The organism is Maricaulis sp. D1M11 (genome assembly GCF_047308265.1).
Classification (GTDB): Bacteria; Pseudomonadota; Alphaproteobacteria; order Caulobacterales; family Maricaulaceae; genus Maricaulis.
This window is the reverse complement of the sequence record NZ_JBKQWY010000007.1, coordinates 256,589-280,730: the sequence shown is the minus strand read 5'-3', so window position 1 is coordinate 280,730 and position 24,142 is coordinate 256,589. Positions and strand designations below refer to the sequence as shown.

The 24,142-nt window shown below is 59.3% G+C and carries 26 protein-coding genes; 7 read left to right on the top strand and 19 right to left on the bottom strand.

Annotated features, from left to right (window positions below):
- Nucleotides 1-121: 121 nt before the first annotated feature.
- Nucleotides 122-1,888, bottom strand: a complete 1,767-nt coding sequence (argS, locus tag RMQ97_RS12310) for an arginine--tRNA ligase (protein WP_413661182.1) — start codon at nt 1,886-1,888, stop codon at nt 122-124.
- Nucleotides 1,889-1,921: 33 nt separating this feature from the next.
- Complete coding sequence (locus RMQ97_RS12305) at nt 1,922-2,479, bottom strand: hypothetical protein (protein ID WP_413661181.1); 558 nt, start codon at nt 2,477-2,479, stop codon at nt 1,922-1,924.
- Between the two features lie 117 nt (nt 2,480-2,596).
- Here RMQ97_RS12305 and ispH point away from each other — a divergent pair, with 117 nt between their 5' ends.
- The 3 genes from ispH (at nt 2,597) to rnhA (ending at nt 4,559) form a co-directional block, all read left to right on the top strand.
- Complete coding sequence (gene ispH, locus RMQ97_RS12300) at nt 2,597-3,559, top strand: 4-hydroxy-3-methylbut-2-enyl diphosphate reductase (RefSeq protein ID WP_413661180.1); 963 nt, start codon at nt 2,597-2,599, stop codon at nt 3,557-3,559.
- Nucleotides 3,560-3,596: 37 nt separating this feature from the next.
- Nucleotides 3,597-4,022 carry a DUF1801 domain-containing protein gene (locus RMQ97_RS12295; protein WP_413661179.1) on the top strand — a complete coding sequence of 142 codons (426 nt, stop codon included), beginning with the start codon at nt 3,597-3,599 and terminating at the stop codon, nt 4,020-4,022.
- Nucleotides 4,023-4,118: 96 nt separating this feature from the next.
- Entirely contained in the window at nt 4,119-4,559 is a 441-nt protein-coding gene (gene rnhA, locus RMQ97_RS12290; RefSeq protein WP_413661240.1) for a ribonuclease HI, read from the top strand.
- 3 nt (nt 4,560-4,562) lie between these two features.
- On the opposite strand, the gene RMQ97_RS12285 is transcribed toward rnhA, so the two are convergent.
- From RMQ97_RS12285 to RMQ97_RS12265, 5 genes are all read right to left on the bottom strand, one after another.
- Nucleotides 4,563-4,895 carry an energy transducer TonB gene (locus RMQ97_RS12285; RefSeq protein WP_413661178.1) on the bottom strand — a complete coding sequence of 111 codons (333 nt, stop codon included), beginning with the start codon at nt 4,893-4,895 and terminating at the stop codon, nt 4,563-4,565.
- Nucleotides 4,896-5,190: 295 nt separating this feature from the next.
- On the bottom strand, nt 5,191-5,529 hold the full coding sequence (locus tag RMQ97_RS12280; RefSeq protein WP_413661177.1) for an energy transducer TonB: 339 nt from the start codon (nt 5,527-5,529) through the stop codon (nt 5,191-5,193).
- Nucleotides 5,530-5,738: 209 nt separating this feature from the next.
- Nucleotides 5,739-6,203: an NfeD family protein gene (locus RMQ97_RS12275; RefSeq protein WP_413661176.1), complete on the bottom strand. Its 465-nt coding sequence runs from the start codon at nt 6,201-6,203 to the stop codon at nt 5,739-5,741.
- A 3-nt stretch (nt 6,204-6,206) separates the two neighbouring features.
- Nucleotides 6,207-7,160: an SPFH domain-containing protein gene (locus RMQ97_RS12270; protein ID WP_413661175.1), complete on the bottom strand. Its 954-nt coding sequence runs from the start codon at nt 7,158-7,160 to the stop codon at nt 6,207-6,209.
- An 87-nt stretch (nt 7,161-7,247) separates the two neighbouring features.
- Nucleotides 7,248-7,733 (bottom strand): peroxiredoxin, encoded by a 486-nt coding sequence (locus RMQ97_RS12265; protein WP_413661174.1) that lies wholly within the window; start codon nt 7,731-7,733, stop codon nt 7,248-7,250.
- A 118-nt stretch (nt 7,734-7,851) separates the two neighbouring features.
- Here RMQ97_RS12265 and RMQ97_RS12260 point away from each other — a divergent pair, with 118 nt between their 5' ends.
- Nucleotides 7,852-8,409: a YqgE/AlgH family protein gene (locus RMQ97_RS12260; RefSeq protein WP_413661173.1), complete on the top strand. Its 558-nt coding sequence runs from the start codon at nt 7,852-7,854 to the stop codon at nt 8,407-8,409.
- Nucleotides 8,410-8,413: 4 nt separating this feature from the next.
- Here RMQ97_RS12260 and RMQ97_RS12255 read toward each other — a convergent pair whose 3' ends face one another.
- The 12 genes from RMQ97_RS12255 to coxB all read right to left on the bottom strand — a co-directional run bounded on the left by RMQ97_RS12255 (nt 8,414) and on the right by coxB (nt 18,653).
- Nucleotides 8,414-9,553, bottom strand: coding sequence for an EAL domain-containing protein (locus RMQ97_RS12255; protein WP_413661172.1), 1,140 nt, complete (start codon nt 9,551-9,553; stop codon nt 8,414-8,416).
- Complete coding sequence (locus tag RMQ97_RS12250; RefSeq protein WP_413661171.1) at nt 9,550-10,128, bottom strand: GNAT family N-acetyltransferase; 579 nt, start codon at nt 10,126-10,128, stop codon at nt 9,550-9,552. The genes RMQ97_RS12255 and RMQ97_RS12250 overlap by 4 nt, the downstream gene beginning before the upstream one ends.
- Nucleotide 10,129: 1 nt before the next feature.
- Nucleotides 10,130-10,861, bottom strand: a complete 732-nt coding sequence (locus tag RMQ97_RS12245) for an SURF1 family protein (protein WP_413661170.1) — start codon at nt 10,859-10,861, stop codon at nt 10,130-10,132.
- Nucleotides 10,862-10,988: 127 nt separating this feature from the next.
- Nucleotides 10,989-11,348 carry a DUF983 domain-containing protein gene (locus RMQ97_RS12240; protein WP_413661169.1) on the bottom strand — a complete coding sequence of 120 codons (360 nt, stop codon included), beginning with the start codon at nt 11,346-11,348 and terminating at the stop codon, nt 10,989-10,991.
- Between the two features lie 9 nt (nt 11,349-11,357).
- A complete protein-coding gene (locus RMQ97_RS12235) occupies nt 11,358-12,209 on the bottom strand; it encodes a cytochrome c oxidase subunit 3 (RefSeq protein WP_413661168.1) in 852 nt (283 codons plus the stop codon).
- Nucleotides 12,210-12,325: 116 nt separating this feature from the next.
- The gene (locus RMQ97_RS12230; protein WP_413661167.1) at nt 12,326-12,910 is read right to left on the bottom strand and encodes a cytochrome c oxidase assembly protein; all 585 of its coding nucleotides are present in this window, start codon (nt 12,908-12,910) and stop codon (nt 12,326-12,328) included.
- Between the two features lie 45 nt (nt 12,911-12,955).
- On the bottom strand, nt 12,956-13,783 hold the full coding sequence (locus RMQ97_RS12225) for a hypothetical protein (protein WP_413661166.1): 828 nt from the start codon (nt 13,781-13,783) through the stop codon (nt 12,956-12,958).
- A gap of 41 nt (nt 13,784-13,824) precedes the next feature.
- Nucleotides 13,825-14,880 (bottom strand): hypothetical protein, encoded by a 1,056-nt coding sequence (locus tag RMQ97_RS12220; RefSeq protein ID WP_413661165.1) that lies wholly within the window; start codon nt 14,878-14,880, stop codon nt 13,825-13,827.
- A 68-nt stretch (nt 14,881-14,948) separates the two neighbouring features.
- Nucleotides 14,949-15,173, bottom strand: a complete 225-nt coding sequence (locus RMQ97_RS12215; RefSeq protein WP_413661164.1) for a hypothetical protein — start codon at nt 15,171-15,173, stop codon at nt 14,949-14,951.
- The gene (cyoE, locus tag RMQ97_RS12210) at nt 15,173-16,147 is read right to left on the bottom strand and encodes a heme o synthase (protein ID WP_413661163.1); all 975 of its coding nucleotides are present in this window, start codon (nt 16,145-16,147) and stop codon (nt 15,173-15,175) included. The genes RMQ97_RS12215 and cyoE overlap by 1 nt, the downstream gene beginning before the upstream one ends.
- Nucleotides 16,148-16,171: 24 nt before the next feature.
- Complete coding sequence (gene ctaD, locus RMQ97_RS12205) at nt 16,172-17,788, bottom strand: cytochrome c oxidase subunit I (RefSeq protein WP_413661162.1); 1,617 nt, start codon at nt 17,786-17,788, stop codon at nt 16,172-16,174.
- Between the two features lie 10 nt (nt 17,789-17,798).
- Entirely contained in the window at nt 17,799-18,653 is an 855-nt protein-coding gene (coxB, locus tag RMQ97_RS12200; RefSeq protein WP_413661161.1) for a cytochrome c oxidase subunit II, read from the bottom strand.
- Nucleotides 18,654-19,092: 439 nt separating this feature from the next.
- On the opposite strand from coxB, the gene tldD reads away from it, so the two are divergent.
- The 3 genes from tldD to RMQ97_RS12185 all read left to right on the top strand — a co-directional run bounded on the left by tldD (nt 19,093) and on the right by RMQ97_RS12185 (nt 24,107).
- Nucleotides 19,093-20,508 (top strand): metalloprotease TldD, encoded by a 1,416-nt coding sequence (gene tldD, locus RMQ97_RS12195; RefSeq protein ID WP_413661160.1) that lies wholly within the window; start codon nt 19,093-19,095, stop codon nt 20,506-20,508.
- Nucleotides 20,509-20,635: 127 nt separating this feature from the next.
- Complete coding sequence (locus tag RMQ97_RS12190; protein ID WP_413661159.1) at nt 20,636-22,786, top strand: TonB-dependent receptor plug domain-containing protein; 2,151 nt, start codon at nt 20,636-20,638, stop codon at nt 22,784-22,786.
- Nucleotides 22,787-23,003: 217 nt separating this feature from the next.
- Complete coding sequence (locus RMQ97_RS12185) at nt 23,004-24,107, top strand: aspartyl protease family protein (protein ID WP_413661158.1); 1,104 nt, start codon at nt 23,004-23,006, stop codon at nt 24,105-24,107.
- Nucleotides 24,108-24,142 lie beyond the last annotated feature (35 nt).

Here is a 24,142-nt window from a genome sequence, read left to right as displayed (position 1 = left end):
AACTCCCAGGCTCGACTTCAAGATGCTGGCGTCAGGTTAGACGAAGAATCTTTAAAGCCCTGTAATAGACATACCAAACCTAGTCGTTCCCGCTGCGGAAGACCAGAGGGATTGTGAACCGCTACATCCGCTCCGGAGCTTCCAGGCCTAGCAAGTCCAGACACAGTTCAAGCTGTGTCAACGTGGTCTGGGCCAGAGCCAGGCGCGAAGCCTGGGTCTGCTCATCTTCAGCAATCAGAACCGGACAGGCTGCGTAAAACTTCGAGAACGCCTGGGCCAGCGTGAACACATGGTCACACAGCGCATTGGGCGCACGATTTTCAGCGGCCTGATCCACAGCTGCACCGAAGGCATCCAGGGCCAACACAAGATCGCGCTCTTCATCAGCATGGACCAGAATATCACCGGCCGTCACACCTTCGGCTTCCGCCTTGCGCATGAGCGACTTCACCCGCACAGCCGCGTACAAGAGATACGGGCCGGTCTTGCCCTCGAAACTGGTAAACCGATCCAGGTCGAAAATGTAATTGGTCGTGCGATAGTTTTGCAGATCAGCAAACTTGATGGCCGCCAGGCCGACCATGCGCGCCGTGGCTGCTTTCTCGTCCGCGTCCCCATCCTTGGCGAGACCCGCTTCGTCCAGGCGCTCACCGGCCCGGGTGATAGCCGAACCGATCAGATCCGCCAGACGGAATGTGCCGCCATCCCGGGTCCGCAACCGCTTTCCGTCCGGACCATTCACCGTCCCGAATTTCACATGCTCGAGCGCGCCATCGGCGGCCAGGCCAGCCTTGTCTGCAGCCCGGAACACTTGTTCGAAATGGTCCGACTGGCCCAGATCGACCACGTAGAGCGTGAGATCCGGCGCCTCGGCCTGTTTGCGATCGAGAATCGTCGCCAGGTCTGTCGTGCCGTAGAGCGCGGCCCCGCCCCGCGTGACCAGGATCAGCGGCGCCAGTTCCTTTTTGTCGCCTTCACGGGCAACACGCACCACCCAGGCCCCATCGCTTTCCTCGGCGACACCGCGGTCCTTGAAATCCTGCACCATGGCCGGAATGAGCGGATCCACATCGCTCTCGCCCTTCCACAGGTCGAAATGCACACCCAGATTTCCAAAATCCTGCTTCAATGCCGCGATGGAGACATTGATAAAATGACGCAGGAGCGCGCGATAGCCCGCACGCCCGGCCTGAAGTTCCGCCGTCGCCTCACGGGACAGTTCAAGACGCGCTTCGTCCGACTTCGCCTTGCTGGACGCTTGCGGATAGAGCCGCGCCAGATCTTCGATATCGACTGGCGGCTCAGACGGGTAGCCCTCGGTCACCTCGGCGTCGAAGTAAACCAGGTCAGGCTGTTCCTCTTTCAGCTCGGTGATCAGATGGCCCATTTGCAGCCCCCAATCGCCCAGGTGAATGTCGGACACGACCTCATGACCCAGAAAGCGGAAGATCCGTTGCAGGCTGTCCCCCAGGACAGACGAGCGCAAATGACCCACATGCATCGGCTTGGCGACATTCGGTCCACCAAAATCGATCATCACCTTTTGGGGCTCATCCACACGCGCGACTCCCGAGCGCGCATCACCCGCAAGCTCTCGTGCACGGTTCTGGTACATCGCCGGGGCCGGCGTCAGATTGATAAAACCCGGCCCGGCAATCTCGACAGATGCCAGGAGTTCGCTGTCGGCGATCGCATCCACGATAGACTGGGCGATTTCGCGCGGCGGTTTGCCGGCCTGCTTGGCCGCCGGCATGGCACCATTGCACTGGAAAGGCGCCAGTTCGGGGTTTTTCTTGGATGGGCTGACACGCCCGAGCTCGCGCGACAAACCGTGGGATTCAAACGCGCTGCCCAGCAGATTGCTGAGTTGATCGGCAATAGAGGCCATAACTGTTCTGTTTAACCTTGCGGCATTCGAGGCTTATTGGCCGGCCTGGACCCGGAAGCGCTGACCACTGCGATTATAGGCCAGTTGCTCTTCCGTCAGTTCAAAGCCGACGAGGATTTCAAAGTTTCCGCCGGAAATGGTCTCATTCGCACGCGGAATGGAGATGGCGTCGATGGTTTCGGTCAGGAAAACCCGGTCCTCATCAGCGTCAAATCGCACCTGGATCGGGAAACTCTCCTTGGTGATCACGCCACGATCGCGACGCGTGACCGCAACAAAATACTCATAAGTGTGCACATTGCTGTCTGCGGCCGGACCGCGACCAAACCCCATGTCCAGCTCCATGCTGATCAAGATCGGTCGTTCATCGTAATAGGAGCACAGCGATCGCACATTGAGGATCTCGCCCGTGAAACCCACATTGGCGTAGTTGACCTGCTCGCCTTCAAACTCCACCACCCGATGCGCGTCATACAACGAGAACGCCGTAGGGCAAGGTCCCGCGTTCGGCGGCGCGCTCGACAGGGCGTCGGACACACTCTGGCACCCGGTGAGCAGGGTAGCAGCAGCAAGAAGGGCAAGTGTACGCATGATCAGGACCTGAGCTTGAGCCGCGCACTCCCACTGGAAGCGGAAAGCGCGCTTTGTTAGGACGGTCATACGATGCGACGGCGCGCTCCGCAATGTCATCGCTGAAGGAGATAGAAAATGTCCACGTCCCGGCTCCCCCTGAACATCCTCCTGGCCGCCCCGCGCGGCTTCTGCGCCGGTGTTGATCGCGCGATCCAGATCGTCGAACGGGCCATCGAACGTTTCGGAGCGCCGGTCTATGTGCGGCATGAGATTGTTCACAACCGGCATGTTGTCGAACGACTGGAAGCGCTCGGCGCGGTTTTCGTTGAGGAACTGGACCAGTGTCCGGACGATCGGCCGGTCGTGTTTTCCGCCCATGGCGTGCCCAAGCGCGTTCCGGCCGAAGCCGAGCGGCGAGAGATGATCTTTGTCGATGCCACCTGTCCGCTGGTGTCCAAAGTGCATGTCGAAGCCCAGCGCCATCATGCCCAGGGGCGCGACGTGGTGTTAATCGGCCATGCCGGCCATCCCGAAGTCATCGGAACTATGGGCCAGCTGCCTGACGGCACTATTGCGCTGATCGAAACGGTGGAGGATGCGCGCACCTTCACGCCCAAGGACCCCGCACGCCTGGCATTTGTGACCCAGACGACCCTGTCCGTGGATGATACAGCCGATATTGTGGCCGCTCTCCAGACCCGTTTCCCCGACATCGCCGCGCCGCACAAGGAAGATATCTGCTACGCCACCACCAACCGCCAGGCCGCTGTCAAAACCCTCGCGGCGCAATGTGATCTCGTGCTGGTGATTGGCGCGCGCAATTCTTCCAACTCGGTCCGACTGGTCGAAGTCGCGCTGACGGCCGGAGCTGACCAGGCCGAACTGATTGCCAGCGCGGCCGATATCGACTGGAGCTGGCTTGATGGCAAGACCACGCTGGGCATTACCGCAGGCGCATCGGCACCGGAAGATCTGGTCCAGGGGGTGATCGAGGCAGCCCGCGAACGCTTTGACGTCAAAATCGACGCCGTGAAGGTGACGGATGAGGATGTGGTCTTTAAACTGCCCCGCATACTCGAAGAGCAAAGCCCCGCCTGAGGCGACCGGCCTCGGCCCTGCCCCGGAGAACCCCGTCATGGCGCAGAACAAGACCCAGCCCCACGCGGCGAGTGTCGAGGATTTTATCAACGCCGTTGAGCATCCCGTCCGCCAGGCCGATGCCCGGACCCTGCTGGATATGATGACCCGGATCAGTGGCCACGACGCCGTGATGTGGGGACCGAGCATTATCGGCTTTGGCCGGTATGATTATGTTTATGACAGCGGACATTCCGGCTCATCCATGCGGACCGGGTTTTCGCCCCGCAAGGCGCACCAGGTGATTTATATCATGCCGGGCTACACCAATTTCGATCCCATTCTCGATCGACTGGGGAAGTACAAGAAGGGTAAGTCCTGTCTCTACATCAACAAGCTCGCTGATGTGGACCTGTCTGTGCTGGAAGAGCTCGTCCGCGCCGGTCTGGCGGATATGGCCGAAAAGTATCCCGAGCCATCCTGAGGGGGGCTGAGAGAGACTGCTATCGAGCTGCCCAGCGGTCTGTGCTCGCCCGTGACACCGGATAGATTGGCCGACCGCGAACACAGGATCGACATGATGACCGAGATCACCATTCACACTGATGGCGCCTGTTCGGGCAATCCGGGCCCGGGCGGATGGGGCGCGATCCTGGAATGGCGCGGCTCGAAGAAGGAAATCCGGGGCGGCGAGAAAGACACCACCAATAACCGGATGGAATTGATGGCGGCCATCATGGCGCTCGAAGCCCTCAAGCGCGACGGCCAGACGGTGACCCTGATCACCGACAGCGTCTATGTCCGCGACGGCATCACACAGTGGATCAAGGGTTGGAAGGCGCGCGGCTGGAAGACAGCAGCCAAAAAACCCGTCAAGAATGAGGATTTGTGGAAACGCCTCGACGCCCTTGCCCAACGCCATGACGTGACATGGCGCTGGGTTAAGGGACATGCCGGAGATCCGGGCAATGAGCGAGCCGATGAGCTCGCTCGCCTCGGCCTTGAGGAGGCGCGGGGCTAGCCCCTATTGCATGTTAAATTCGAGGCGCTGTGTATGGCCATCCGTCTGGCCCTCAGCGGGCTCGAAACGCCAGGCATTCACTGCCGCCAGCGCGGCGCGGTCAAATACACCTTCCGGATTGGCTTCGGTGACTTCTGCACTCACGACCTCGCCCTCGGCGGTGATCGAATAGGTGATCGTCACAACCCCTTCGATGCCCCGGCGCTCGGCGGCACGTGGATATTGCGGTGGTTCGACATGGGTCACCTGACGGTCATTCTGAGCGTAGGCTGCGGTGGTAGCTCCGCCCATCAGGACGGCAAAACTGATCAATACTGCGGCGGCTTGGTTTTTCATAATTCATCTCCCGTGAAGTCTGGCTATTCCCTGCCATGCACTCAGGAGAGTAGTCTGGTTGCTTTTAGATACGGTTGATCTGTTTGTTTCAATTTTATCGGAATTCCAATTTTATTCTAATTTTAAAATTGCATCGATACCCGAAATATTCAAAGGTTGTGCTCCTGACATAGAAAAACCCGGCGCCTTTTCTTGAGAAAGGTCGCCGGGCTTCAGGAAGGGCCGGTTTTCCGGTCTTGGGCGCTTTAGCGCCATGCCTGTCTAGGGGCAGGAAATTTTCTTGTTAATTGACTGATCAGTTCAGTCGGAATTCCAGGGTCTGCGAATGACCATCCGTCTGGGCAGCGGCCGGCTCATAGCGCCAATCCTCGATCGCGGACACGGCCGCGCGGTCAAAAATGCCCGCCGGGTTGGCTTCTGCCACTTCTGCATTGACGACATCGCCGTCCGCAGAAATGGAATAGGTCACCGTGACCGAACCTTCGATGCCACGACGCTCGGCTCCACGCGGATATTCCGGGGCCTCAACGTGCGTACGAGTACGATCTTGTGCATAGGCCGTCGTTGTAAACGACAGCGGGGCGGCCACAACGGCCAGGGAAGCAATAGCAAATACGGTCTTGTTCAGTTTCATCACCATCTCCAACAACAGGCTGAACCCCATCGACAAGGGGGACACTACAGACGGCTGTTTGAGATATGCTTTCCCGATAGATTCAAATTTTAGGCTTCGCTGAAAAACCTTCAGCGATGGCCATTTTTCATATTTTTATCAACAACATAAAAAGAGAGCAGGTGCAGCATTCACCGCACCTGCTCGTCCTTTTCAGCGAAAAACACGCTTCAGACCGCCTGCAACTCCAGCACGGTTCCGTCCACAGCGACAACCCGCAAAACAGTCCCTTGCACCGGGTTGGACGCATCCTGCATGCGCCCGGCCCACTCAGTATCCCCCAGGCGGACACGTCCAGTACCGGCCACAAAATCCGTGGCCACAATTACAGTCTGCCCGACCACGCGATGGGACCGGTCGTTCAAACCGGTGTTCAGCCCGGACTTCAGGCGAGGACGCACCCAACGATCCCCCGCCCAAAGCATCACCAAAGAGAGAATGGAGAACAGCCCCAGCTGAAGAATGCCCGCAATACCCAGCACACCCATGGCGGCAAATCCGGTCAGGAAAGCGGCGGCGGCGGGCCAGATCAGATAGGTTGTCCCCGTCAGGACCTCTGCAATGAGAAGCACGCCGGACAATCCCCACCAGAACCAGGTATTCAATCGATCAATCTGCTCGAGCACAGTCTCCATGGATCAGCTCTCCGTATTTGTCTTGCCCCGTGCGGCTTCAAACACCGCATCATGGGCCGCCTTGCCCAACTCGCCGACACCGGTAATCGTGCCAATGATGTTGGAGAATTCAGCCGGGATAATCACAGTCTTCTGCTGATCGCTGACCGCCAGCTTGGAGAAGGCCTCAACATAAGCCTGACCCAGGAAGTAGTTGATGGCCGACACATCGCCGTCCGCGATGGCCGAGGACACCATTTCCGTGGCCTTTGCTTCGGCCTGGGCTTCACGCTCACGGGCCTCAGCATCCAGGAACGCACTTTCCCGGCGGCCTTCGGCCTCGCGAATGGCGGCCTCTTTCTCACCCTCGGCCCGCAGGATTTGGGATTGTTTGGAGCCTTCGGCCTCCAGGATCTCCGCACGCTTGAGACGTTCGGCTTTCATCTGGCGGGCCATGGCCTCGGTGATATCCATCGGCGGGGACAGGTCACGGATCTCTATGCGAGTGGCCTTCACACCCCAGGGATTGGTGGCGGCATCGATCACCGTCAGAAGGCGCGCATTGATCTCATCACGACGAGACAGGGTTTCGTCGAGATCCATGGACCCGATCACGGTCCGCACATTGGTCAGCGCCAGGTTGATGATGGCGAATTCGAGATTATCGACTTCATAGGCGGCACGCGGAGCGTCGAGTACCTGGATGAAGACCACGGCATCAACGGACACCGTGGCGTTATCCTTGGTGATCACATCCTGGTTCGGCACGTCCAGAACACGCTCGCGCATATTCATCTTGTACCCGATGCCGTCGACGAACGGCATAATGAAGTGAAGCCCGGGTTTCAGCGTCCGCGTGAAACGTCCGAAACGTTCAACAGTGAATTCCTGTCCCTGTGGCACCGTTTTGACAATCGAGGCGATGATCACGACGGTGAGCACCAGCAGCACGATCAGGCCAATAAGTCCAAAATCCATTTTATCCCCCTTGAGTATAACGACACAGGGCAAAGGCCATCCGCGTCAGATTGGATGGGCCGGACCCCGGCCCACCCGAAATAACAATCAGCCGAGTTGTTCCAGCATGTGGTCAGCAGACGACACTTCAAACGCGCCCGGCTCTTCAATGAACAGGTGTTCGACGACACCATCCTTGACGACCATAGCGTAACGCTGCGAACGCGTACCCATGCCGAAACCAGACCCGTCCATGGTCAGGCCCACGGCTGTGGTAAACTCGGCATTACCGTCTGCCAGCAGGGTCACCTTGCCCTCGGCTCCGTTGTCCTTGCCCCAGGCCCCCATCACGAACACATCGTTCACGGACAGGCAGGCGATCTCATCGACGCCCTTGGCCTTCAGGGCATCCGCCTTCTCGACAAAACCCGGCAGGTGACGCGCCGAACAGGTCGGCGTGTAGGCGCCCGGCAGGGCAAAGAAAGCCACGGTCTTGCCCGCAAAGAAATCTGCGGCCTGAATGGCAGAGGGCCCTTCGGCCGTCATCGTCATGAGTTTGGCGTCCGGCAGGCGGCTTCCGACCTCAATCGTCATGGTCATTCTCCTCAATGTATATTTTAGCGGATGTCAAAAGGCGGGATAGCGGGAACGCGGGTGGACCTGTCCCCGATTTGGAGAGAACATGGTTCCGGTTCACGCGGAAGATGAACACATGAACGATGGATACCTCTCCGGCAAGCTTTTGATTGCCTCTCCGGCGATCGGCGATCCCCGTTTCGATCGCTCGGTCATCTTGATGTGCGAACACTCGGCCGACCATGCCATGGGCCTGATCCTCAATCAGCCCGTGGAAGACCTCCCGGCCAGTGAGTTGTTCGAACAGCTCGAAATTGAAGGCGAGATTCCCGATCACCCGGTCTTTATCGGCGGGCCGGTCGAGCAGGATCGCGGCTTTGTCCTGCATTCGCTCGACTATCATAACCCCGAATCAACACGCCAGATCCCCGGCGGTCTGGGGCTGACCGCCACCCGTGATGTGCTGGAGGCGATCGTCTCCCGGCGACCCCCGCAGCAATTCATCCTGTCACTGGGATATTCAGGCTGGAGTGCGGGACAGCTTGATCAGGAGCTCGCAGCGAATGCCTGGCTGGTTGCCGACCTCCACCCCAGCCTCATTTTTGATTCGGATGCGGACACGGCCTGGGAGCGAGCCCTGGGTCTCTTGGGCATCACACCCGAGCACTTGTCAGCGGTTTCAGGCCACGCCTGACGCTTTATTCGGTCGGGGGGGAGAAACGACCCGGTCGACCGTGCCGAAGCACAGACAGGGCGTCATCCGGCGCAAGTGCGCCTGCAAACTGAAACCCCTGGGCATAGTCACACCCCATGTCTGCCAATCGGCTCGCGGTTTCCGCGTCTTCCACGCCTTCCGCGACACATTTCATCTTGTAGTGGCGAGCCAGCTGGATGACGGATTTCACAATCGTCCCGGCCTGCTCGTCCATGGACAGGGCCCGCACGAAATAGCGGTCAATCTTCACGACATGGAAGGGTAGGCTGTCGAGACGGGCCAGGGAGGAATACCCGGTGCCGAAATCATCCAGCGCGAGGGAGATGCCCGACCCGGCCAGCATCTGCATGGCCGCCAAGGCACGATCGGCGTCGCGCATAATTTCCGTTTCGGCCACCTCAAGCTTGAACCGGTCTTCCGGCAGACCCGCTCTTTGGATCTCCTCGATCAGACGGCCGGCAAATCCGGGTTCGACCAGTTCGCTAACGGCAGCATTGGCCGCGACAAATACGGTATTGGCGGCCGGCACATGCTGGCGCCATGTGGCCAGATCCCGGATCGCGTGACCCCGGACGGCCTGGCCAATATCACCCAGCTTGTCGAGATCATCCGCCAGTCCGAGAAAATCCTCCGGTGCCAGAATGCCTCGGCCGGGTCGCATCCATCGCGCCAGCGCTTCAAACCCGGCCAGAGCCTGAGTCTTGAGGTCAATGATCGGTTGGTAAAACGCGATGATATCACCGGCATCCAGACCCTCGGTCAGTGCCCGCTCGCTATGGATTCGCGCGGCACCGCCAAGGCCGGGGGCTCCGGCCGGCTGGATCAATCCGTGGGTATGCCCGTCTGCGTCTTTCTGGCCGCGCCACCGCAGATAGGCAATATGCCCATTCTCGACAATCAGGCGGATCCTGACATCCAGCTCCGGCGCACCAAGACCGGTTTCAAGGAGTGCCCGGTCCGCGGGGCCCAACCGGTCCAGCAAGGCAGAGATTGGAACATCTCCGGGAACCAGCCCGAAACCGTCTGCCCCCTCGCCCAGGGTCAACACCCCATCACCAGAGTGATAGGCGAATGCGGCGGCACCCGCGGCTCGGGCGGCCCGATGCAAGTCGATGGGGCTCATCCCCGCGTATCGGAACTCAAAAGCGCAAACCGGTCATGATCATGCCATTCCCCGGCGATTTTGAGAAAAGCGCGCGACCGACACTCAAACTGGAAACCCACATTGAGCAGGAGCGTGCGGGAGGCTTCGTTTTCGGGACGGCACGCCGCCTCGATCCTGTGAAGACCAAGCTGGTCAAAGGCAAAATCCCGGACACACCGCACAGCGGCACGCGCATGGCCGCGTCGCACATAGGGCGTTCCGATCCAATAGCCAATATCGGCGCTCTGCAACACACCCCGCCGGACATTGTTGAGATTACACGCCCCCAGAAAGACGTCATCCTCCTCGCGGAATACAAAAAACGGATATCCTGCACCCGCCTGTCGATCGGCATCATACCGACTCACCCGACGGCGATAGGCGCCTTTGGACAATTCATCAGGTGCCCAGGCCGGTTCCCACGGTTCCGTGCTGGAGCGACTGGCGCTGCGCAGCTTGGCCCAGGCCTCGTAATCCTCAATCTGCGGAGCCCGCAGTCGGACACCCTCACCCTGGAGGGTGTGTTCAGGGACGGTTTCACGCCAAAGCGCCACGTCACTCGCCTTTCCGGCGGCCTTTCTGGCCGCTCTTGTCTTGTTTCTCCACCATGCGTGTCCGCCAGGCCAAACGCCCGCGCTGAACGTGCAGGGTGAGATACACCAGCAGCAAGGACGCGGCGAGACCGAACCAGGTCACGGCATAGCCCAAATGCTTGGCCGGCGGGGTCTGGGAGAGGCTGGCGGGAAGCCCGTCATCCGTCCTGGCCCAGACATCCCGGATCTCATCTTCCCGGACACCCAGCGCCGCAGCCATGGCGGCACGATCAAAGCTATACCACTGATTGGTATCCGGATCGTTGTCAGGTGTGAAAAAGCCTGCAGACGGCAGGGTTTCCAGTCGCCAGCGCTCCGGACGGGTGGCGATTTCACCGTTCAGTCCCTCAAATCCCCCCTCCACGAGCAGATAACCGGCGCCGCCACCTTCGACGTCGCATTGACGCACAGGCACAAGGCCCACCCGCACCCAACCAGCGATCTCCCGGAGTGAGTAATACCGCAATTGTTCGCCCAGGAGAGGTTGAGGCGCCCGGATCCGGCCATTGCGCTGCTCGGCCGTTCCGCACACCGCCGTATCAAATCCGCTTACCTCGATGCGGTCTTCAAACCGTGCCTGCAAATCCGCTTTCCAAGCCATGCGCTGCATCTGCCAGCTCCCCAGCCAGATCAACAGGATGAGACTGAGGACCGAGAAGAGGCTCAGCCAGGGCAAGGGGCGAAAGACGGGCATGAGAGCTCCTTCCCGGGTCGGGGCGTAAAACGCCCTCATCCATACAGCGTCACTGGACGGGAATCCAATACGACGCATTAGATCGCCGGAACCCACACGATGGCGACATCCACCAGCAACGCGCCGATTAGTCGTCGAGGCGGGCTTCCTCGGCCTGGTGATGGAATTGAAGCGCGAACAACAAGCCCTTGAGCGGGCGCAAAATGGCGATGGACACACCGAAGATGAAGGGGACCTGCACGATCAGATGCACCCACCACGGCACACCAAACGCGACCTGCATCAACATCAGGAGAACGACGGCAAGAAAGCCGACGATAAAAAGGGCGAAGACCACCGCGCCATCGCCCACATCCGCATTATCAAAAGAGGTGCCGCACATCTCGCACCGCGGTGCGATGGCCAGAACACCGGAGAACATGGGCCCTTCCCCGCACTTCGGGCAGCGACCTGTCAGGCCCGCTTCGAAGGGGGAAGGGCGATCCATGTGCAGACCCTATTGGAAGGTCACGTAGACGAAGGCGAACAGGAACAGCCAGACCACGTCCACGAAGTGCCAGTACCAAGCCGCAGCCTCGAGACCGAAATGCTTCTCCGGTGTGAAGTGACCGGCGAGAAGACGTACCAGGCAAACGGCCAGGAAGATCGTCCCGATCAGCACGTGAGCACCGTGGAAACCGGTCGCCATGTAGAAGGTCGAACCGTAGAGATTACCGCCATCGGCCATGGAGAAGGCGAATCCGGCCTGGGTGTATTCCACCACCTGCAGCGCAGAGAAACATGCGCCCAGGATAACCGTTGCGATAAGGCCCAGCTTGGCACCGCGACGATCACCGTGCTGCAGGGCATGGTGAGCCCAGGTCACGGTCGTGCCGGACAGCAGCAGGATCAGCGTGTTCATCAGCGGAATATGCCACGGGTCGAACGTCTCGACACCGGCCGGCGGCCAGCTGGCCAGACCCGGATCCAGACGAACATCGTGGAAGATCGCGTATTCGAAAAAGGCCCAGAACCAGGCCACAAAGAACATGACCTCGGATGCGATGAACAGGATCACGCCATAACGCAGGCCGATGTCGACGACCGGTGTGTGATCACCCTTGCGGCTTTCCTTGATGACATCGCCCCACCAGCCAAACATGGTGATGAGAATAACAAGCAGGCCGATCAGGAAACCCAGCCACTGGCCCTCTCCGTAGAAGATGTAGAGCGGGTTATCTTCACCCACCAGACCCTTCATGAGGCCCACAGCGCCCACACCCAGAAGGAAGGCCCCGACCGATGCCACAAACGGCCACGGCGATGGGTCCACCAGGTGGTAATCGTGCTTTACGGCATGCCCCGCCATTGCGAATCTCCTGCAATTCCAATTCTGCCCTTGCGGGGCGGTGATAACTGTCTCAATCCGCAAGCGCAATGGCAATGCGCCGTACAGCGGCGCGTCGTCGCAGCGGAGATGTGGTTTTAGCGCGCGGCGCGACCGTCATTTGGTTGATCCGGCGTTTCTGCCTCGAAAAACGTGTAGGACAGTGTGATCGAGGCCACGTCATCCATGCGGTCTTCTTCGTCGATCAGCGGGTCCACAAAAAACAGGACCGGCATTTCGATGCTTTCACCCGGTTGCAGTGTTTGTTCGGTGAAGCAGAAGCATTCGATCTTGGAAAAATACGGCCCGGCCTTGAACGGTGCGACATTGAACGTCGCCACACCGGTCAGGGGCGTATCCGTGGAATTGGTCGCGCGATAATAGGCAAGGCCGCTCTCACCCACATTCAGCGTGATCGAACGTTGCAGGGGCTCGAAATCCCAGGGCAGATCGCGATTGGTATTGGCGTCAAAATAGACGGTAACTTCACGATCGAGCACGTCGCCGATGAGGCCGTCTGCAACCTGGGTCGTTCCACCATAACCCGTCACCCGGCAGAAGAGATCATACAGGGGAACAGCGGCGAAGGCGGCACCGGTCATGACACACACACCGGCCAGAGCGCTCAGGGCAACACGAGTATTGGGATTGCGGGGCAGTCGGATCATGGGCGTCCATTTCATCTGGGTGTCAGGCATAACTACCGTCTTGGCCACAGTAATCAAGATTTAGCCACGGTCAGATTGCCGCAGCGCTGTCACCAGACCCACAACAAAAACGACGAAACCCAGCCCGATCAGGACCAGCCCCCATTGGTAGAGATGCGCGATCATCGCATAGCGCTCCGCCATCATGGCTCCGTCGACATATTGTCGAGGCGGGCCTGCGATCGAGAGCCACGCGGCAGGGCCATTGACCAGGCCTGTTCCGACACTGTGTAAAACGAGATGAAGCCAGACGATCACAGACTTGATCGAGACTTTCCGCCCAAGAGACAAATAGCCATAGACACTGGCCCAAACACCGAACCCCAAAACCATGGGGACCAGGTTCGTCCACAGGCTCGAAACGTAATAGGTGTCGTGAAGCGATCCTGGTGATGAAACAGCGTTCACCGCGGCCGTGCCTCCCCAGACCAACATGACACACACCGCGACACCCAGTGCCGCCAGCCAGGCGCGCACAGCGGGGGAAGCGCGTCCAAAAGAGCGAAACCCGCGGCTGTGCATGCCCCACTGGGCCATTGGCCAGAGTATTACTCCGAGAATGGCCAGATTGATGACACCGATAACTGCTGACAATCCCGATGGAATCCCGCGCTGAAACAGGAAAAAGACACCCCCGAGATAGAGACCGGTCAGAACCAAGCCGCCGGTTGCTATAATCCAGCCAACACGACTCCAGCGCTCGTGAACGCCTTTCCTCAACCAGCCCGCCAACCCGACGACCAGGATCAGCCCCAACATCCAGACTTCGACCTGGCCCAGCAGCCAGAAAACGTGTTGGACCCAGTTGGGCCCGCCCGTGTCGGTCGTATCAAAAAATGCACTATTCATGATTGAGGCATTTTATCTCGTGGCCCGTTGGCTCGCAGGCCTTACACACCGACCAAACGCAGGATAAGAAAAAGCCCGTCCGCGATATACCAGACAAAGTCCCAGAGAAGACACCCAACAAGCATGCCCAGAGCGATTTTCCAACTCTGCCCGTCGGACCGGCCCGGGCCGTGGCGCCATCGTCGAACAAGCATGATCGCCAGATAGATCAGCAAAACCCCAACGGCTGAGACATTCATCAGATCGGCGCGTGCCAATGCAGTGTCCCATTGGGTTGACCCGGATACCCGGTCAAATGGGTCCGAATTGAAAATCTGGTCCATTTGGAAACTGATCAGAACCACCACGACCATGATTTGTCGGGACACTTCCAGAACAAACCAGAACGCGGCCAATAGAACGATTTTGGGATACCCAAATATACGGACATGATGTTCCAAAACCCATGCGACCAACAGAAGGAATGCCGCCGTCACTCCTTGCATTTGCCAGTAACCTGACCCAGGCCCATAGTCGTCAGCGAATTGTCGAAGATCGTTTGAGACTACCCATATAAGGTTCAGAATAAGTCCACTGAGAAACAACGCCAGAACCACGCCGCTCAACGCTTTGGCCAGGGTTATGCCTGGCCCCTGGACCATGATATTCCGCGTGAGAGTTTCGACGCCCAGATAGAGGGCCACGATAAAAGCGATGGGATAGGTCACCACAGCCGGTAGCAGGTGTTCTGATATCGCGAGCGCAACCACCGACACCAAAGCGACGAGAATCGGCAAGGCCATTCTCAATCGGGTGGCTTGACCGCCATCATCTTTCGAAAAACTCGACAGGATGTGTGCGTAAAGAATCAGCAAGGCCGTGGACAGAACACCGAGCGCGCCACGTTCAACCTCCAGGTAGCGAAACACGGCCCCAGCGCTAAATTGCAGATCACAAGACAGGGCACTCCTGCAGTTGAAGGCGGAGACCAGGGGCGCCAGGACATGCAGCCCCACGATTACGGCAGCCGGAATGAGCCAGAATTTGAAGGAGCGACGGCCTATCCAGGACTGCCAGCGTGCATACGTGCTGCTCAGTGGAAAATTGTGCCCGGCCATCCATGATCCCCCTCACCCTGTCTGGTTGAGGAGGGGCTAACAGAACTCGACACATGCGTGTAGCGGGATTAGCTGCCCGCGATGATATTCTGGCTGAGCCGTGCGACAGTGATCAGAAAGACGAGCACCACGAAACCGAATAACGACCATCCAATCGCCCGGTTGCGGCTTTTGCGCGCCGCCTCTTCCTCCGGGGTCAAGGCTTGCGAATCGCCGGTCGGCTTGCCTTCGCGACCCAGGAATTCATTCGGGTCGGGCTGCTCAACCGGTTGATGAGGATTTTGATCAGACATCAATTTACTCCTGGCACCGGGATATAGCCCCCGAACCCGTGTTCGACCAGCAGGGCCGCGAACAGAAACGCCAGATACCCGATCGAATAGGCAAACAGATCCCGTGCGGCCTTGTCGCCGGCACGTACGGCATACAAGGCACCGTCTTCCGCCGAGCCCGCTTCGCCGGCGCGCGAGATAAAGATCCGCCAGGCGAGCAGAAGGAAGAGCAAACCTCCCAGCCCGGAGACCGCGGCATACACAAGCCCGCCCAATCCGGTGAAGACGGGGGCTGTGGCAAAGGGCACAAGGACCAGGGAATAGAGCAGGATCTGCAGACGGGTGGACTGTGCCCCTTTGGCGACAGGCATCATGGGCACGCCAGCCGCTTCGTAATCACCAGACTTGTAAAGAGCCAGGGCCCAGGAATGAGGCGGGGTCCACAGGAAAATGATCATGAACAGGATCACGGCATCCCAGCTCAATGATCCGGTTGCCGCGACCCAGCCGATCATCGGGGGAAAGGCCCCGGCCGCCCCGCCGATAACAATATTCTGCGGTGTCCGACGCTTGAGCACCATGGTGTAGAACCAGGCGTAGAACACGATCGAGAAACCGAGCAGGAACGCAGCGAAATAATTGGTCGCCAGCGCCAGCGTCAGGGTCGAGAAAAACCCGCCCACAATGCCAAACGCATAGGCATCCCCCTTGCGCACCGCACCACGCACCACAGGACGCAGGCGTGTGCGCTGCATCTTGGCGTCGATATCAGCGTCATAAGCCATGTTGAGCGCACCCGCCGAGCCCGCACCCACGGCCACGCACAGGATGGCAATCGCCGCCAGAAGAGGGTTCATATCAACCGGGGCGGCCGCCAGACCCGCCACCGCCGTGAAGATGACAAGCGTCATCACGCGCGGTTTCATCAGGTCAAAATAGTCGCGGGGCGAGGCTGTCGAAACAGCCTCGCCCTCATTGCGATTGTCGCTGGGCATTTCTACCGAGTCCAATGAACGGGCCTACTTGATCTTCGGCAGTTCGTTGAACTGGTGGAAGGGCGGCGGAGAGGACAGGGTCCACTCGAGCGTCGTGGCACCCTCGCCCCACGGATTAGCGTCGGCCTTGCGGCGACGCACCATGGCGTCCAGCAGGACCAGGAAGAAGAAGACCATTCCGATCAGCATGATGAAGTAGCCATAGGTGGAGACTTCGTTCCACAGGGCGTAGGCGTCCGGATAGTCGACATAGCGACGCGGCATGCCTTGCAGGCCCAGGAAGTGCTGCGGGAAGAAGATCACGTTGGCGCCAACAAAGAAGAACAGGAATTGCAGACGCGCGAAGAGTGAATTGTACTTCACACCGAAGATTTTCTCGAACCAGTAGTACCAGCCTGCGAAGATCGCGAAGACTGCGCCCAGAGACAGCACATAGTGGAAGTGCGCCACCACGTAATAGGTGTCGTGCAGAGCCTGGTCGACGCCGGCATTGGCCAGCACCACGCCGGTCACGCCACCCACGGTGAACAGGAAGATGAAGCCGATCGCCCACATCATCGGCGTCCGGAACTCAATCGAACCGCCCCACATCGTGGCAATCCAGGAGAAGATCTTGATACCTGTCGGCACAGCGATGACCATTGTGGCCGCCACGAAATAGGCTTTCAGATCCACCGGCAGGCCCACGGTGTACATGTGGTGCGCCCACACGATGAAACCGATGAAACCAATCGCCACCATGGCATAGGCCATGCCCAGATAGCCAAAGACCGGCTTGCGGGAGAAGGTGGAGACGATGTGGGAGATGATACCAAAACCGGGAAGGATCAGGATGTAGACTTCCGGGTGACCGAAGAACCAGAACAGGTGCTGGAACATCACCGGATCACCGCCACCGGCCGGATCAAAGAAGGCCGTGCCAAAATTGCGGTCCGTCAGCAGCATGGTCAGGGCGCCCGCCAGAACCGGCAGGGACAGGAGCAGCAGGAAGACGGTCACCAGTACCGACCACACAAACAGCGGCATTTTGTGCAGGGTCATGCCCGGCGCACGCATGTTGAAGATCGTGGTGATGAAGTTGATCGCACCAAGAATGGACGACACGCCGGCGATGTGAAGCGACAGGATGAGAAGATCCATCGCCGGCCCGTTATGCCCGGTCGTCGACAATGGCGGATACAGCACCCAGCCGCCGCCAAATCCGTTCTCACCACCCGTTCCCGGAACGAACATGGAGATCACAGCCAGCGCGAAGGCCGCCGGAAGCAGCCAGAAGGAGATGTTATTCATGCGCGGGAAGGCCATGTCCGGCGCACCGATCATCAGCGGCACAAACCAGTTGCCAAATCCGCCGATCATGGCGGGCATGACCATGAAGAAGATCATGATCAGGCCATGCATCGTGGTGGCGACATTATAATTGTGCTCATTGCCCCAGAAGCCGTTGTTAAAGACCTGAAGGCCCGGCTCCATCAGTTCGACCCGCATCAGGCCAGAGAGGAAACCACCGATAATGCCCGCGAAGATCGCGAACACCAGATACATCGTGCCGATGTCCTTGTGGTTGGTGGAATACACCCAGCGCTTCCAGGACCAGAGGCTCGGGGTGTGATCGTCGTGTGCAACAGAATCTGCAGACATGTCGAAACCCTTAGTTCAGTTGCGCCAGGCGCGTATTCCGCGCGGCTTGGTAATCGGCGATAAGCTGATTGGCGTCCTCAGAGAACGGATCGTCAGCTTTCAGAGCCACCCAGGCGTCGAAAACGTCCTGGCTGACGGCGTGGACCTCGATCGGCATGAAGGCATGGCGCAGACCACACAGCTCGGAACACTGGCCATAATAGACGCCTTCCTGCTCGACCTGGAACCAGGCCTCGTTGATGCGGCCGGGAATGGCATCCATCTTGGTACCGAAGGCCGGCATGGCCCAGTTGTGGATCACATCAGCGGCAGTCACCTGCAAGACTACCGTTGCTCCCACAGGAACGACCACCGGATAGTCAACGGAAAGGTTGCGCAACTGACCGGGCTGAAGGTCTTCGTCCGCAATCATGTTGGAGAAGTATTCCCCCACACCCTGGTCCGGATACTCATAGCTCCAGTTCCACTGATAGCCCGTCGCCTTGATGACAAAATCGCCTTCCGGTGTTTCATCCTGAAGATACAGGAGCGGGAAGGACCAGATGGAGATGACGATCAGGATCACGATCGGAATACCCGTCCAGATGACTTCAAGCAGGGTATTGTGCGTCGACTTACCCGGCGTCGGGTTGGCCTTGCGGTTATAGCGGAAGATCACCCAGACCAGCAGCCCCATGACGAACAGCGTCACAACAGTGATGATCGGCATCAGGATCAGGTCATGGAAAAAGGTGATGTCCTGCGAAATCGGCGTCACCGCCGGTTGCAGGCCGAGATGCCCGTCCGTTGGCTGGCCGGGTGTCGCGGCAAAGGCGCCGGCCATAGCCGTCGTCCAGGTAATCATGAGTGCGGTCAGAAATCGCATGGCTTCCCCATACAAGTCGTGCGTTGTGGCGGCCCTCCGCCGTGGAGGAGGCGGAATATAGAGCCGGTCTTCTACGCTGTCAGGGCAAGAAGGAAAGTCATTCCAGCAGAAACACGCTGGAACTCGTCCCTTTTTTGCCCCTTACACAGCCCTTGCGCCCTTGTGCAACAGAATGGAGAGCGGCGCAACAGGCGGAACCGGATTGGCGCATCTCCATGTCACAACATGGTTTTTTCGCCTTCTCCTAGGAGAACCCGTTCAGGCGAGCTCCTGCCGGGACACGACTCAAGGGTTGAACTGTGAAAAACCACGCGACCGGGACAGGATGCCGCACCCTGCCCGGCCGACCCCGCCCTGAATTCTCGCCGTATTCACTGCTTTATCCGATGCCATCGGTGCACTATGTCTGTTTAAGCACCAATTACAGGACCGCCCCATCATGACTGACAGCGCTTTTGAGAGTTTCGAGTTTGCCGCCGAAGATGCCGTTCCGGTTCTGAAAGAAGCGCTGCATGGCGCCGATGATGGCGAGCTCTTTCTCGAATCATCCGTCTCGGAATCGCTGGCCTTTGATGATGGTCGCCTGAAGGCCTCCAGTTTTGATGCCGGACGGGGGTTCGGACTGCGCTGTGTTTCGGGTGAGGCCTTTGGCTATGCCCATTCCTCTGACGCGACCCTTGATGCCGTCAAACGGGCTGCGGAAACGGCAGCTGCGGTCAAACGCGGACCGGCAGGCACACTCTCTGACGCCCCGAACGGTACGAATCGCAAGCTTTACGAGCCGGTCGATCCGGTCGCCAATCCCGGTTTCAACGTGAAGGTCGATCTCTTGCAGGAGATCGATGCCTATTGCCGGGCCCAGGATCCGTCAGTCGTACAGGTCTCCGCCTCCATCGCCGGATCGCGCCGCGCGATTGCCATTCTGCGCGCCGATGGGCATCTGGCCGAAGATATTCGCCCCCTGGTACGGGTGAATGTCGCTGTGACCGTCGAGCGCGATGGTCGCCGGGAAACCGGTTCGGCGGGCGCGGGAGGCCGGGCCCTGTTCGACCAGTGGATCGATCCATCCGCCTGGAAATCGCTGGCGAATGAGGCCTTGCGCATCGCCCGGGTCAATCTGGACGCTGTGGATGTTCCCGCCGGTGTCATGGATGTTGTCCTGGGCAATGGATGGCCGGCTGTGCTGTTGCATGAGGCCGTGGGCCATGGCCTGGAGGGTGATTTCAACCGCAAGGGCTCGTCAGCCTTTGCCGGCCGGATGGGCGAGCGGGTCGCCGCTCCGGGTGTCACCGTCATTGATGATGGCACCATGGAAGGGCGGCGTGGCTCACTGACAATAGATGATGAAGGCACGCCCACCGAGCATACCGTTCTCATCGAAGACGGCATCCTGACAGGGTATATGCAGGACCGGATGAATGCGCGGCTCATGGGTGTGGCACCCACAGGCAATGGCCGCCGCCAGTCCTACGCACATCCCCCTCTGCCGCGCATGACCAATACCTATATGCTCGCAGGACAGCACGATCCGAAAGAAATGGTCGAAAGCCTGGAAGACGGGATTTACGCCGTCAATTTCGGGGGTGGCCAGGTTGATATCACATCGGGCAAATTCGTCTTCCAGTGCACCGAGGCCTATCGTGTCCGCGGCGGTAAGGTGGAAGAACCGGTCAAGGGCGCAACCCTGATCGGTGATGGACCGACCGCCCTCACCCAGATCACGATGATCGGCAATGATTTCGCGATGGATCCGGGCGTGGGGACCTGCGGCAAGGCCGGCCAGGGCGTGCCCGTGGGTGTGGGTCAACCCAGCCTCAAGATTTCCGGCCTGACGGTGGGTGGCGCAGCCGCCTGATCTTACAAAAATTTCAGCAACTTCACGGACAGGTGAACCGCATTACGGAAGCGTACGTGGTGGTGCCTCTCATTCGCGCCTATTCAGGCTGCACGGGGTGGGCAGGCACCAACCTCTTGGGGACGCAATGCGAGGCAATATTTGTAACGTGGCACTGGGTGTGGCAATCGCTGCCCTGTGTGTCAGCCCGTCACTGGCACAGACAGACGCGGCCGCTCAGGCGCCGGTCCTGGTTCAAACGGCCGGCGGAATTTCGACCTACTCACCAGATTTCTTCACACCCTATGCTCCGGTGACCGCACTGGACATGATCGCACGTGTTCCCGGCTTCAGCCTGAACGGGGGCGATCAGGGGCGCCGAGGTCTGGGCGACAGTTTCGGCAATCTGCTGGTCAACGGCCAGCGCCCCTCCAACAAGTCGATCGGCCTTGGCACCGTGCTGCAACGCATCGCAGCCGGTGATGTCGAGCGGATCGAACTGATCGAGGAACCCCTGCCGCAGTATGAGATGCGCGGCCATGCCCGCCTGGCCAATGTGATTGTTCGCGAAGGGGCTGGTAATTCCGGATCCTATCTCGCCCGAATGGTCCAATCCGACAGCGGACGCCTGGGATTTGTCGGCGACGCTTCCTACACGATGGTGCACGGCAATACCGAGATTACCGGCGGCCTCCTCGTGGAAACCGTCGGCCATCGCTTCCTGCGCAATGACATTACCTACGGGGCCGATGGCGCGGCGGTTGAACGATCCTCCGCCAGTGACCAGCGCAAATGGGAGCTGATCGATCTCTCCCTGACCGTCCAGCATGATTTCACAGCCAATGACCGTTTGCGGGTGGATTTGACCGGCGACACCTGGCTGTGGGGTTTTGACGAGACCCGTCGCTTTGAGGAACCTGTCAACGGGGCGTTCGAATATGTGGGCACGGAAGTGGGCACAACGGACAATAATGGCCGCAATTACGGTATCTCGGCCAACTATACCCGAGATCACACGGACTCGATCACGCTGACGACGATTGTCCTGGCCAATCGCGAGAAGTGGAAAGATGGACCGACAGATTTCTCCTTCTTTGACGCCAATAGCGGCTTCGATTCCTCGGTTCTGATTTCTGCCGCCGGCGAGTATGAGGAAACCGCCCTGCGCCAGACTTTGGCCTGGGATCCCAATGAACGCCACTCACTGGAAGTCGGCGCGGAAATCGCTCTCAATGCCCGCGACACTACGCTGGACATCTTCGAATTCGACGGTACCACGCTGAGTGAGGTCGATCTTGCCATCTCCGATACCCGGGTCGAGGAAGAGCGGGCGGAAGTGTTCGGGTCCCATACCTGGACGATCAATGATCGCTACAGCCTGGACACGGGTCTACGTTGGGAATTCTCCGAGATCACCCAGAGCGGAGATGCCAACCAGTCGCGCACCTTCAACTATCCTAAGCCGTCGGCCACGCTCAATTACCGTCTCGACGATCAGAACCGCCTGCGTTTCACCGCTCGCCGCGATGTGGACCAGCTGAGCTTCGGCAAGTTCGCCTCGAACATTGATGTTCGCGATGACACCTCCGTTCTGGGCAATCCCAATTATGTCCCGCAACGGACCTGGACCCTGGAAGGTGAGTGGACCCGCCGCTTCTCCAATGATGGCTCGTTCACGCTGACGGTCGGTCATGACTGGATCGAGGACCTGGATGATTTCATTGTGGTCCGCAGCGTCAACGACAATGGCACGCCCGCCGATCCGTCCGACGATATCGTGAGTTTCTCCGATGCGCCGGGCAATATCGGTGACGGAACCAATTTCCGGGTCACTATGGAGCTGGAAACGCCGCTGGATGATTTCTGGCTCGACAATGCGGTGCTTGACGTCTTCCTCGAATACTATGGTACCAATGTCACCGATCCGCTGAGCGGGCTGGATCGTCCGTGGTCCGGTTTCCGCGAATGGGAGCTGCGCCTGGACTACCGCCAGAACTTCCCGGAACTGCAGATGGCCTGGGGCTGGGACTATTTCTGGCTGTCCGATGGCGAAGTCTATCGCGCCACCGAATTCCGCGAGGTTGGCAATTCCGACGGTGATCTGGATGTGTATATCGAGACCACGCGCTGGTTCGGTGCCACTATCCGTGCGGGTGTCGATGGCGTGTTCGACAACGGTCATGATCGCCGCCGAACCTCCTTCACCGGCAGTCGCGCCGACGGTGTGGTCGCCTCGATTGAGGACCGAAACATGAAGCGGGGTCCCACAACCTATCTTCAGATCCGCGGTACATTCTGATCCGCAGAACAGGATCCATTGAGGGCCGGTTCCATGCGTCCCGGGACCGGCCCGCTTTGTACAGAGCATAGTGTTTGCCCGGTCGCCTATGGCCAAACACCCAAAGCCTGTCTACGATACAACCGGGGACTGAAATGATTGATCAGATGGGGCTGTCTGATCATCTGGGACTTTGCCTGCTCAGGCTGACATGACTCTGGCAGGCCGGGAGGAAGTCATGTCTGGAACAAGCCCGCTTAACGCACAGCCTCACCCTAACCGTGTCCCTCGGGACCCGAAAACGGCCAGAACCCGACGGACCGCCCGGATCGCGCCCATTTTCGCATCCGCCATCGCGTCTCTCAGTCTTGCCACGCTGACACCACCGGTGATCGCCCAACGTCTATTTCTCGATCAGACCCCCAGCGGCCACTACGCACTGGATGTTATGCTGGGACAGGATGGCCCTTACGCCTTTATTCTCGACACCGGAGCAAGCCATACGGCGATCGCCGAGGACATCGCCATCGCCCATGGTTTTACACCCCGCCATACCGATCTGGCCGATGTGCAATCCCTGACGACACAGTTCGAGGCCGAGCGCTTTCGGGTCGAGAGATTGATCATCGAAACCTTGCCGCCTGTCGATCTGGAGACCGTTGTCATACCGCTTGTGCCGGACGAACCCCACATTGTGGCGGGGCTTCTGGGCGCCGATGCCTTGCCGGGTGACCGGCTGGAGATCGATTTCATCAACGGCATCATAGACCTCGATGCGCAATCACCGCATTTTGCCGATGGCCTGTTTAGCCCGGATCGCCAGCTGATCTTCGCCCGCGCCCGGGTCCGAGGATTGCGTCGATCTTTTCCGGTCATGCTGGACACGGGCACAGCCTACTCCCTGGTGAACCCGGCCCTGGGGCGGGAGATGAGAGCACAGAGCCATGGTTGGCGATTTGTGCTCAATGGCGTCGATGGCCGCACCGATGCCGACACCCAGACCGTGCTGGTTCGGCGCTTGCAGATCGGTGGACTGTGCACCGCGCGCGTCGCCATGCTGGAAGCCGATCTCGACATCTTCCGGGCACTGGACTGGAATGACGGGCCGGCCATGGTCATTGGCATGGATGTGCTTCGTCGCGCTCGCGTGGTGATTGACCGAAACACCGGTGAAGTGGAAATCAGCCCCGGCCCCCGGGTCGATGACTGTGTCGGACATCGGGTCACCTGGGATGATCGACACATCACCGCAGCGATAGACGAAGACACACCCTCCCCGCCCGAACGCTGGAATCCCTCCAACTACACCGTCCGCGAAGTCTACCGACTGCTCCGCAACTAACGCGGCCACATCCCGCATGAAAAAGGCCGCGATCA

Excerpts from the sequence above, each read along its gene's own strand:
- ispH (WP_413661180.1), top strand. The coding sequence starts at position 2,597 with ATGTCCACGTCCCGGCTCCCCCTGAACATCCTCCTGGCCGCCCCGCGC.
- coxB (WP_413661161.1), bottom strand. The coding sequence starts at position 18,653 with ATGCGATTTCTGACCGCACTCATGATTACCTGGACGACGGCTATGGCC.
- tldD (WP_413661160.1), top strand. The coding sequence starts at position 19,093 with ATGACTGACAGCGCTTTTGAGAGTTTCGAGTTTGCCGCCGAAGATGCC.
- RMQ97_RS12215 (WP_413661164.1), bottom strand. The coding sequence starts at position 15,173 with ATGTCTGATCAAAATCCTCATCAACCGGTTGAGCAGCCCGACCCGAAT.
- RMQ97_RS12295 (WP_413661179.1), top strand. The coding sequence starts at position 3,597 with ATGGCGCAGAACAAGACCCAGCCCCACGCGGCGAGTGTCGAGGATTTT.
- ctaD (WP_413661162.1), bottom strand. The coding sequence starts at position 17,788 with ATGTCTGCAGATTCTGTTGCACACGACGATCACACCCCGAGCCTCTGG.
- RMQ97_RS12270 (WP_413661175.1), bottom strand. The coding sequence starts at position 7,160 with ATGGATTTTGGACTTATTGGCCTGATCGTGCTGCTGGTGCTCACCGTC.
- RMQ97_RS12255 (WP_413661172.1), bottom strand. The coding sequence starts at position 9,553 with ATGAGCCCCATCGACTTGCATCGGGCCGCCCGAGCCGCGGGTGCCGCC.
- RMQ97_RS12260 (WP_413661173.1), top strand. The coding sequence starts at position 7,852 with ATGAACGATGGATACCTCTCCGGCAAGCTTTTGATTGCCTCTCCGGCG.
- RMQ97_RS12305 (WP_413661181.1), bottom strand. The coding sequence starts at position 2,479 with ATGCGTACACTTGCCCTTCTTGCTGCTGCTACCCTGCTCACCGGGTGC.
- RMQ97_RS12265 (WP_413661174.1), bottom strand. The coding sequence starts at position 7,733 with ATGACGATTGAGGTCGGAAGCCGCCTGCCGGACGCCAAACTCATGACG.
- RMQ97_RS12225 (WP_413661166.1), bottom strand. The coding sequence starts at position 13,783 with ATGAATAGTGCATTTTTTGATACGACCGACACGGGCGGGCCCAACTGG.
- RMQ97_RS12280 (WP_413661177.1), bottom strand. The coding sequence starts at position 5,529 with ATGAAACTGAACAAGACCGTATTTGCTATTGCTTCCCTGGCCGTTGTG.
- RMQ97_RS12275 (WP_413661176.1), bottom strand. The coding sequence starts at position 6,203 with ATGGAGACTGTGCTCGAGCAGATTGATCGATTGAATACCTGGTTCTGG.
- RMQ97_RS12220 (WP_413661165.1), bottom strand. The coding sequence starts at position 14,880 with ATGGCCGGGCACAATTTTCCACTGAGCAGCACGTATGCACGCTGGCAG.
- RMQ97_RS12240 (WP_413661169.1), bottom strand. The coding sequence starts at position 11,348 with ATGGATCGCCCTTCCCCCTTCGAAGCGGGCCTGACAGGTCGCTGCCCG.
- argS (WP_413661182.1), bottom strand. The coding sequence starts at position 1,888 with ATGGCCTCTATTGCCGATCAACTCAGCAATCTGCTGGGCAGCGCGTTT.
- cyoE (WP_413661163.1), bottom strand. The coding sequence starts at position 16,147 with ATGCCCAGCGACAATCGCAATGAGGGCGAGGCTGTTTCGACAGCCTCG.
- rnhA (WP_413661240.1), top strand. The coding sequence starts at position 4,119 with ATGACCGAGATCACCATTCACACTGATGGCGCCTGTTCGGGCAATCCG.
- RMQ97_RS12235 (WP_413661168.1), bottom strand. The coding sequence starts at position 12,209 with ATGGCGGGGCATGCCGTAAAGCACGATTACCACCTGGTGGACCCATCG.
- RMQ97_RS12185 (WP_413661158.1), top strand. The coding sequence starts at position 23,004 with ATGTCTGGAACAAGCCCGCTTAACGCACAGCCTCACCCTAACCGTGTC.
- RMQ97_RS12190 (WP_413661159.1), top strand. The coding sequence starts at position 20,636 with ATGCGAGGCAATATTTGTAACGTGGCACTGGGTGTGGCAATCGCTGCC.
- RMQ97_RS12230 (WP_413661167.1), bottom strand. The coding sequence starts at position 12,910 with ATGAAATGGACGCCCATGATCCGACTGCCCCGCAATCCCAATACTCGT.
- RMQ97_RS12245 (WP_413661170.1), bottom strand. The coding sequence starts at position 10,861 with ATGCCCGTCTTTCGCCCCTTGCCCTGGCTGAGCCTCTTCTCGGTCCTC.
- RMQ97_RS12285 (WP_413661178.1), bottom strand. The coding sequence starts at position 4,895 with ATGAAAAACCAAGCCGCCGCAGTATTGATCAGTTTTGCCGTCCTGATG.